Annotated in this window: 2 protein-coding genes; both read right to left on the bottom strand. The window is 74.8% G+C overall.

What is annotated here, in order from left to right; genetic code table 11:
• Positions 1-2,161, bottom strand: a 2,161-nt coding sequence (locus tag LG632_RS28490) for a condensation domain-containing protein (RefSeq protein WP_226730605.1), incomplete at its 3' end; no start/stop codon positions are given.
• Positions 2,161-8,838 (bottom strand): non-ribosomal peptide synthetase, encoded by a 6,678-nt coding sequence (locus LG632_RS28485; protein ID WP_226730603.1) that lies wholly within the window; start codon positions 8,836-8,838, stop codon positions 2,161-2,163. The genes LG632_RS28490 and LG632_RS28485, both read right to left, overlap by 1 nt.
• Between the last annotated feature and the right edge of the window lie 39 nt (positions 8,839-8,877).

Raw genomic sequence — 8,877 nt, 5'->3', positions numbered from 1 at the left:
AGACGGTCGGCAGGTCCTGCGGGTCCATCACGGCCAGCGCGACGGGCGGGATGGTGGCGTGGGTGACGGCGTGCTGCTCGACGGTGGCGGCCAGCGCCTCGCCGGGGGCGAGGTCGGCGGCGGGGGCGACGACGAGGGTGGCGCCGGTGAGCAGGCCCATGACCAGCTCCCAGAACGCCGCGTCGAAGCTCGGCGACGCGAACTGCAGCACCCGGGAACCGGGGCCGACCTCGAAGCGCTCCACCTGCGAGGCCACCAGGCTCGCCACACCGGCGTGGGTCACCACGACGCCCTTGGGACGCCCCGTCGAACCCGAGGTGTAGATCACGTACGCGGCGTCGGAGGGGGAGGTGGCACCGGTGCGGTCGGCGTCGGTCAGGTCGGTGTCCGCGCGCCCCGCGACCGACGCGGCGAGGGCCTCGTCGTCCAGGCTCAAGGTGGCCACGGACCCGGCGGCGCCCTCGGGCAGGGTCACCGAGGAGTGGGTGAGCAGCAGGGCCGGGGCGGCGTCGCCCAGGATGTAGGCGATGCGCTCGGCCGGGTAGTCGGGGTCGACCGGCAGGTAGGCGGCGCCGGCCTTGACCACCGCGAGCTGGGCGGTGACCAGCTCGGGCGAACGGGGCAGGGCCAGGGCGACGAAGGAGCCGGGGCCGACGCCGCGGTCGGCGAGCTCGCGTGCGAGCCGGTTGGCGCGGGCGTTGAGCCGGCCGTAGGTGAGGGAGGTGTCCTGGAAGCGGAGGGCGTCCGCCGCGGGCTGCCCGGCGGCGACGGCCTCGAAGAGGGCCGGCACGGTGGCGGCGGGCACCTCGCGCCGGGCGGTGCCGGCGAGCTCGGCCCGCTCGGCGTCGGTGAGGACGTCCAGGCGTCCCAGGAGCAGCTGGGGCTCGGCGACGATCGCCTCCAGGATGTGCTGGAGGCGCCGGGCGACCAGCTCGACGGCTGGTCGGTCGAACAGGTCGGAGCGGTAGCCCATGCGCAGGTGCATCCGGGTGCCGGGGAGCACGGCCAGGCTGAGCGGGTAGTGGTTGTCGTCGGTGGTGTGCACGCCGACGACGCGCAGGCCTTCGACCGGCTCGGCGAAGCCCTCGGCGTCCACCGGGTAGTTCTCGGAGACGGTGATGGTGTCGAAGAGTTCACCGACGCCGACCAGGGCCTGGATGTCGGTCAGCCCGATGTGCTGGGCGTTCATCAGGTCGGCCTGCTGGTCCTGGAGGGTGCGCAGCAGGTCCAGCAGGGAGCGGGCGGGGTCGAGGCGGACCCGGACCGGGAGGGTGTTGATGAACAGGCCGACCAGGTTCTCCATGCCGGGGATCTCCGGCGGGCGACCGGAGACGGTGCCGCCGAAGACGACGTCGTCGCGGCCGGTGAGCCGGCCCAGCAGGATGCCCCAGGCGCCCTGGACCACGGTGTTGACCGTCAGTTCGTGGCGGCGGGCCAGCTCGGTGACGGCGGCGGTGAGCTCCTCGGCCAGCTCGTGGCCGTGGTAGTGCGGCGGCTCGACGGCGGCGCCGCGGCGGTCCGGGGCCAGGAGGGTGGCCTCCTCGACGCCCTCGAGGGCGCCGGCCCAGGCCTTGAGGGCGTCGTCGCGGCTCTGCGCGGCGATCCAGCCGAGGTAGTCGCGGTAGGGGGTGACGCGGGGCAGGCCCGCGTCGTCCCCGCGCTGGAGGTAGAGGGTGAACAGCTCGCGCAGCAGCACGGCCATCGACCAGCCGTCGAGCAGGATGTGGTGGTTGGTCAGGACGAACCGGAAGCGCTGCCCGCCCAGGCGCACGAGGGTGAAGCGGACCAGCGGCGGCGCGGCCAGGTCGAAGCCCTTGACCCGGTCCGCCTGCATGACGTCGGCCAGTGCGGCCTGCCGCGCCTCCTCGTCGGCGGCACCCGAGAGGTCGATCTCCTCCCAGGGCAGCTCGACCCGGCGCGGGATGATCTGCACCGGCTTGTCGAAGCCCTCGTGGACGAATCCGGCCCGCAGATTGGCGTGGCGGCGCAGCAGCGCCCCGGCGGCCAGGCGCAGCGCCTCGACGTCCAGCGCGCCTTCGAAGTCGAAGGCCAGCTGGCCGGCGTACAGGTCGAGTTCCTGCTCGTCGAGGAGCGCGTGGAACAGCAGACCCTCCTGCAACGGCGAGAGTGGGAGGACGTCCTCCAGCCCCGTACCGATCATTACGACACCCTCCACTTGCTTTCCAGAAGATCGAGTTGCGCCTGGGACAGCGACACCAGGGACATGTCCGACGGCGTGTGACCGCCGGCCTCGGGTTCGACAGCGTGTGCGGCCAGGGCCTCCAGGGCCCGGAACCAGGTCTCGGCCAGGTCGTCGACGTCCCGCTCCTTGAGCAGGCCGTCCGGCCAGGTCCACGTGACACTCAGACGGGGGCCGCCCGGCAGGTCCTCGGCCACCGCGTTGATCTCCAGCGCGTGGGCCAGCCGTACGTCCGGGTCGCCTGCGGCGGCTCCGGTGAGCGCCGCGGCCTCCGGGGCGCTCGTCCAGTCCCCGCCGGTGGCGGAGGTCCCCATGCGGCCCAGGTAGTTGAAGCCGATCTGCGGCTCCGCCCGGCCCGCGAGCAGGGGCTCCGTGCGGGGGTTGAGGTGGCGGAGCAGGCCGTGGCCGATGCCGTGGTCGGGCACGGCGCGCAGCTGCTCCTTGATCCGCTTGAGTACCCGGCCGAGTGCGGGTCCCCCGGCCCAGATCTCGTCCCAGTCGAGCTGTCCGGGATCGAGCCGTACGGGGTGGACGGTGGTGAACCAGCCCACCGTGCGGGACAGGTCGGCGCCTTCGACGACGTCCTCGCGGCCGTGCCCCTCGAGGTCGACCAGCACCGGTCCCTCCTCGCCCAGTCCCCGCCGGCGCCGCCAGTACGAGACGGCCACCGCGAGGGCGGTCAGCAGGACGTCGTTGACTCCGCCGTGGAACGCGGCCGGAACACTGGTCAGCAGCGGCTCCGTCCGGTCGGCCGGCAGGGTGCGGGTCAGCGACCTGGCCCGCCCGGCGGTGTCCTTCACCGGGTCGAGCAGCCGCTTGCCGAGGACGGGTTCCTCCACTGCTCCGGCCTGGTCCCACAGGTCGAACTCGGCCTCGCGGCGCGGGCTGCGGGCCTCTTCGACCAGTTGCTCCGCCCAGCGGCGCAGCGAGGTGCCCACCGGGGCCGGCGCGGGCCGCCGGCCGTCGACGAGGGCCTGCCAGGCCTCGGCCAGGTCGGGCAGCAGGATCCGCCAGGACACCCCGTCGACCACCAGGTGGTGGATGGTGAGCAGCAGCCGTCCGGGACGGTCGGCTCCGGCGTCGAACCAGACGGCCTGGAGCATCCGCCCGGCCTCCGGGTCGATGCGCCGCCAGGCGGCCTCCGCCTCGGTGGCCAGCACCGACTGCAGCTTCTCGTCGGCCAGGCCGGCGATGTCGGTCCGCCGGACCACCTCCGCGGCGGGCACCGCGCCCCGGGCCGGGATCGTCAGCCGCCACCGTCCGTCCGCGGCACTGCGGTCGAGCCGCATGCGCAGCGCGTCGTGGTGGTCGAGGAGGGTCTGCACGGCGCCGGTCAGCCGCTCCTCGCCGAGCTCGGCGGGGACCTGGACCAGCATGGACTGCACGAATCCGTCGACCGGTCCGCCGTGTCCGGCGAGCCAGCCGATGATCGGGGTGAGCGGCAGCTCGCCGATCCCGGCGTCGGGGTCCTCCTGGACGGGGGCCTCGGCGCTGCGGACGACCGGGGCGAGGGCCCCGACCGTCTTGAGCCGGAAGACGTCCTTGGGGGTGAAGACGAGGCCGGCCGCGCGGGCCTTGGCCACCAGCTGGATGGAGACGATGCTGTCGCCGCCCAGGTCGAAGAAGCTGTCGTCGACACCGACCCGGGGCAGTCCGAGGACCTCGGCGAACAGCTCGCACAGGGTCCGCTCCAGCGGGTCCTCGGCGGGCCCGCCGCCGGCCAGGGCGGTGAAGTCGGGGGCGGGCAGGGCCCGCCGGTCCAGCTTCCCGTTGGCGGTGAGCGGCAGTGCGGGCAGGACCACGACGGCGGCGGGGACCATGTACTCGGGCAGGCTGCGGCCGGCGAACGCCCGCAGCTCGACCGGGTCCGGGCCGGCCGTCGCCTCGGGGACGGCGTAGCCGACCAGCCGCTTGACGCCGGGCGTGTCCTCGCGGACGACGACCGCGGCGGTCGCGACGGCCGGGTGGGCGGCCAGCGCCGCCTCGATCTCCCCGAGCTCGATGCGGAAGCCGCGCACCTTGACCTGGTCGTCAACCCGGCCCACGTACTCCAGCATGCCGTCGCCGGTCCGGCGGACCAGGTCCCCGGTGCGGTACATCCGGGTGCCGGGCGCACCGTAGGGGTCGGCCGGGAAGCGCTCCGCGGTCAGGCCGGGGCGGCGCAGGTAGCCGCGGGCGAGCTGGTCGCCGGCGAGGTACAGCTCGCCGGTGACCCCGTCGGGCACCTGCCGCAGGTGCGCGTCCAGGACGTACGTCCGGGTGTTGCGGACCGGGCGGCCGACCAGCGGGCGGTCGCTGTCGGCCAAAGGCGCGTACAGCGTGTCGATGGTGGCCTCGGTGGGCCCGTAGAAGTTGTAGCTGACGGTGCCGGGGGCCGAGCGCAGCTCGGTCCACAGCGTCTGGCCCAGGGCCTCGCCGCCGAGCATCAGCACCGCCGGGTGGTGCCGCCCGGGGGCGAGCATCCCGGCGGCCAGCAGCTGCTGGGCGAAGGACGGGGTCAGGTCGAGGAACTGGATGCCCTCACGGTCGACGTAGGCGGCCAGGGCCTCGGGGTCCCGGCGGGTGTCGTCGTCCACGAGGTGCAGTTCGTGCCCGTCGAGCATCCACAGCACGCCGTCCCAGGAGGTGTCGAAGGAGAACACCGCCGTGAGCGCCACCCGGAAGCGGGCCGCGCCGGCCGCCGCGACGTGCGGGTCGAACAGCGTCTCCTTGTGGCTGTGGAACAGGTTGACCAGGTTGCGGTGCTGGACGACCACGCCCTTGGGCCGGCCCGTGGAACCGGAGGTGTAGATCACGTACGCGGGTGCGGCGGGTGTCAGCGGCGCGGTGCGCTCGCCCTGGGTCAGGGCGGTCGCGGGCAGGGCGGCCAGTTCCTCGGGGACCCGGGGGTCGTCGAGGACCAGCAGGTCCACCCCGGCGGTGTCGACGGCCTCGCCCGTGGACCAGGCCGACCAGCGGCGTTGCACCTCGCGGTCGCTGATGAGCAGCGCCGGGTCGGCGTCGCGCAGCATGTACTCGATGCGGTCGGCCGGGTAGTCCGGGTCCACCGACAGGAACGCCGCGCCGGCCTTCAGCGCCGCGAACATCGCCACCAGGACCTCGGTCGACCGCGGCAGGGCGATGGCCACGATCTGCTCCGGGCCGATGCCGCGGGCGGCGAGCAGCCGGGCGAGCCGGGTGGAGCGCTCGTCGAGCTCGGCGTAGCTGGTGCGCTCCCCCTGGAAGACGACCGCGGTGGCGTCCGGGGTGCCGGCCGCCCACTGCTCCAGCAGCTCGTGGACCAGGGCCGGGGGCACCTCCTTCAGCTCCGGCTGCCGCTCGTCGGCGGCGGTCCGCTCGGCCCCGGTGAGCACGTCCAGCTGGCCGACACGGGTGTCGGGCCGGTCGGCCACGGTCTCGAAGAGGGCCGTGAGGCGGTCGGCGAGCAGCTCGACCTCCGCCGCGGTGAAGCGGTCGGTGGCGTACTCCAGCCGCAGTCCGAGGCTGTGCGGGCCGGGCAGGGCCGCGAGGGTGAGCGGGTAGTGCGTGGCGTCGGTGCCGCCGACGCCGCGGACCGCGAGCCCGCCGGGCAGGTCCAGGGCGTCGGGGTCGACGGGGTACGACTCGTACACGGTGAGCGTGTCGAACAGTTCCCCGATGCCGGCCAGGGCCTGGATGCGCGCCAGGCCGACGTGCTGGTGGGACATGAGGGCGGTCTGGCGGTGCTGGACGCGCTCGACGAGCCCGCCGACGCTCTCGTACGGGTCGAGGTCGACCCGGACGGGGACGGTGTTGATGAACAGGCCGACCATCGACTCGATGCCGGGCACCTCCGGCGGGCGGCCGGAGACGGTGGCGCCGAACACCACGTCGTCGCGTCCGGTGAGCCGGGCCAGCAGCAGGCCCCAGACGCTCTGCACCATGGTGTTGAGGGTCAGGCCCGCGGTGCGCGCCCGCTCCCGCAGCCGGGCGGTGAGTTCCTGGCCGAGGTCGAAGGAGTGGCTGTCGGGCAGCCCGCCGTGGGCCTCGGTCCCGCCGTCGGCGTCGGTGCCGTCGGCCTCGTCGGCCGGCGCGAGCAGCGTGGGCTCCTCGACGCCCGCCAGGGCCTGGCGCCAGGCGTTCTCCGACTCCTCCCGGTCCCGCCCGCCGATCCAGGCGAGATAGGTGCGGTAGGGGGTGACCCGGGGCAGGCCGCGGCCCTCGCCGTCCCCGTAGAGCGTGAACAGCTCGCCCACCAGCAGCGGCATCGACCAGCCGTCGAGCAGGATGTGGTGGTTGCTGAGCACCAGGGTGTGGCGGTCGGCGGCCAGCCGGACCAGGGTGAACCGGATCAGCGGCGGGGCCGTCAGGTCGTAGCGGCGGGAGCGGTCCTCGGACAGGATCCGCTCGGCCTCGGCCTGCTGCGCGTCCGCGTCGAGCGCGGTCAGGTCCACCTCGGTCCACGGCAGTTCGACCTCGGCCGGCACCACCTGGACGGGCCGCTCCAGGCCCTCGTGGTGGAAGGCGGCGCGCAGGTTGTCGTGCCGGGCCAGGAGGGCGCGGGCGGCGGCGCGCATCGCGTCGGCGTCCAGCGGGCCCTCCAGGTCGAAGCGGAACTGGACGCTGTAGACGTCCGGGGCTCCCTCGTCGAACAGGGCGTGGAAGAGCAGGCCTTCCTGGAGCGGGGCGACCGGCAGGATGTCGCGGACCTGCGGGTACGCGGACTCGATCCGGTCGATCTGCTCCTGGGTGAGGTCCACCAGCGGCAGGTCGGAGGGGGTGAACCCGCCCGCTCCGGGCCGGCCCGCGTCGGCCGTCAGCGCACGCAGCTGCGTGAACCACCGGTCGGCGAGGTCGCGCACCGAGTCCTCGGTGAACAGCCCCTCGGGCCACATCAGGGTGACCGTCAGCTCCGGCCCGGCCGCGTCCTCGCGCACGACGGCGCTGATCTCCAGCGGGTGCGGCACCGGCATGTCCGCGTCGGCGGTGCCGGCGCCGACCAGCAGGCCGGACTCCGGCGCGGGGGTCCAGGCCCCGCCCTGCGCCGCGCCGAGGCGGCCCAGGTAGTTGAAGCCGATCGCGGGGGTGCCCAGGGCGGCCAGGGCCTTGCCGGTGCGCGGGTTGCAGTGGCGCAGCAGGCCGTAGCCGAGGCCGTGGGCGGGGACCGCCCGCAGCTCCTCCTTGATCCGCTTCAGCGCGGCGCCGGGCCGCTCGTCGGCGGTGCCGGTGCCGAGCCGGACGGGGTAGAGGCTGGTGAACCAGCCGACCGTGCGGGAGACGTCCGCACCGGGCAGCACGTCCTCGCGGCCGTGCCCCTCGACGTCGACCACGAGGGCGTGGCCGGTGGTCGCGGAGCCGTCGCGCCAGGTGGCGGCGGCGCGGGCGAACCCGGACAGGAGCACCTCGTCCGTCCCCGCGTGGAAGACGGTCGGCACGGTGTCGAGCAGCGGCGCGGTGTCGGCGGCCGGCAGCGCCACGGTGAGGGTGCGGACGTTGCCCATGGTGTCGGCGGCGGGGTCGGCCGGACGGTCGCCCAGCGGCGCGCCCGCGCCCTCCAGGACGCCCTGCCAGAAGGGCAGTTCGTCCGTGTGGCCCGCGGCGCTCGCGGTGAGCCGCTCGGCCCAGGTGCGCAGCGAGGTGTGGACCGGGTCGAGCGCGGCCGGCCGGCCTTCGGCGAGCGCGGTGGCCGCGGTCGCCAGGTCGTCGATCAGGATCCGCCAGGAGACTCCGTCGACGACCAGGTGGTGGGCCACCAGCAGCAGGCGTCCGGGGGCGGCGGCGCCGGCGTCGAACCACACGGCGCGCAGCACGTCGCCCTTGCGGGGTGCGAGCGCTGCCTGGGCCTGCTCGGCCTGGTCGGTGACGGCGGCGGCGAGGGCTTCGCCGGTGAGCGCGGTGGCGTCCACCGTCCGGACGATCCCCTCCGCGGCGACGCTGCCGCGCGGGCGGACCTCCAGGCTCCAGTCGTCCGCCGGGCCGGCCAGCCGCAGCCGCAGCGCGTCGTGCCGGTCGAGGAGGGCCTGCACGGAGCCCACGACCGTGGCGCCGGTGAGGCCGGCCGGGGTCTCCAGCAGGACCGACTGGTTGAACCGGTCCACGGGCCCGCCGAGGGCGGCCAGCCAGCGGACGATGGGGGTCGGGACGACCTGGCCGGTGCCCGCGTCCGGGTCCTCGGCCTCACTGCCGCTCGCCGTCGCGGCGACCGCGGCCAGGGCAGCGACCGTCTTCTGCTCGAACACGTCGCGGGCGGTGAGGACCAGGCCGGCCTTGCGGGCCCGGGCGACGAGCTGGATGGAGACGATGCTGTCGCCGCCGAGGTCGAAGAAGCTGTCGTCGACGCCGGTCACCGGGACCCCGAGGACCTGGGAGAACAGGTCGCACAGGATCTCCTCCTGCGGGGTGCTGGGAGCCCGGCTGCCCTGGGCGGCGGTCGCGAAGTCGGGCGCGGGCAGGGCCCGCCGGTCCAGCTTGCCGTTGACGGTCACCGGGAGGCGGTCCAGGACCACCACCACCGACGGCACCATGTACTCCGGCAGCACCTCCGCCATCGCCGCACGCAACCCGCCGCCCGAGACCGACGCGTCCGCAGTGACCGCGTAACCCACCAGCCGCTTGACGCCCGGGGTGTCCTCGCGGACCACGACCGCCGCCTGCGACACGGCCTCAAGGCCGGCCAGCACGGCTTCGACCTCACCGAGCTCGATGCGGAAGCCCCGCAC

This window comes from Streptomyces antimicrobicus (genome assembly GCF_020532625.1).
Lineage (GTDB): Bacteria > Actinomycetota > Actinomycetes > Streptomycetales > Streptomycetaceae > Streptomyces > Streptomyces antimicrobicus.
Note: the sequence above shows the minus strand (reverse complement) of the source record. Positions and strands in the feature narration are given on the sequence as shown.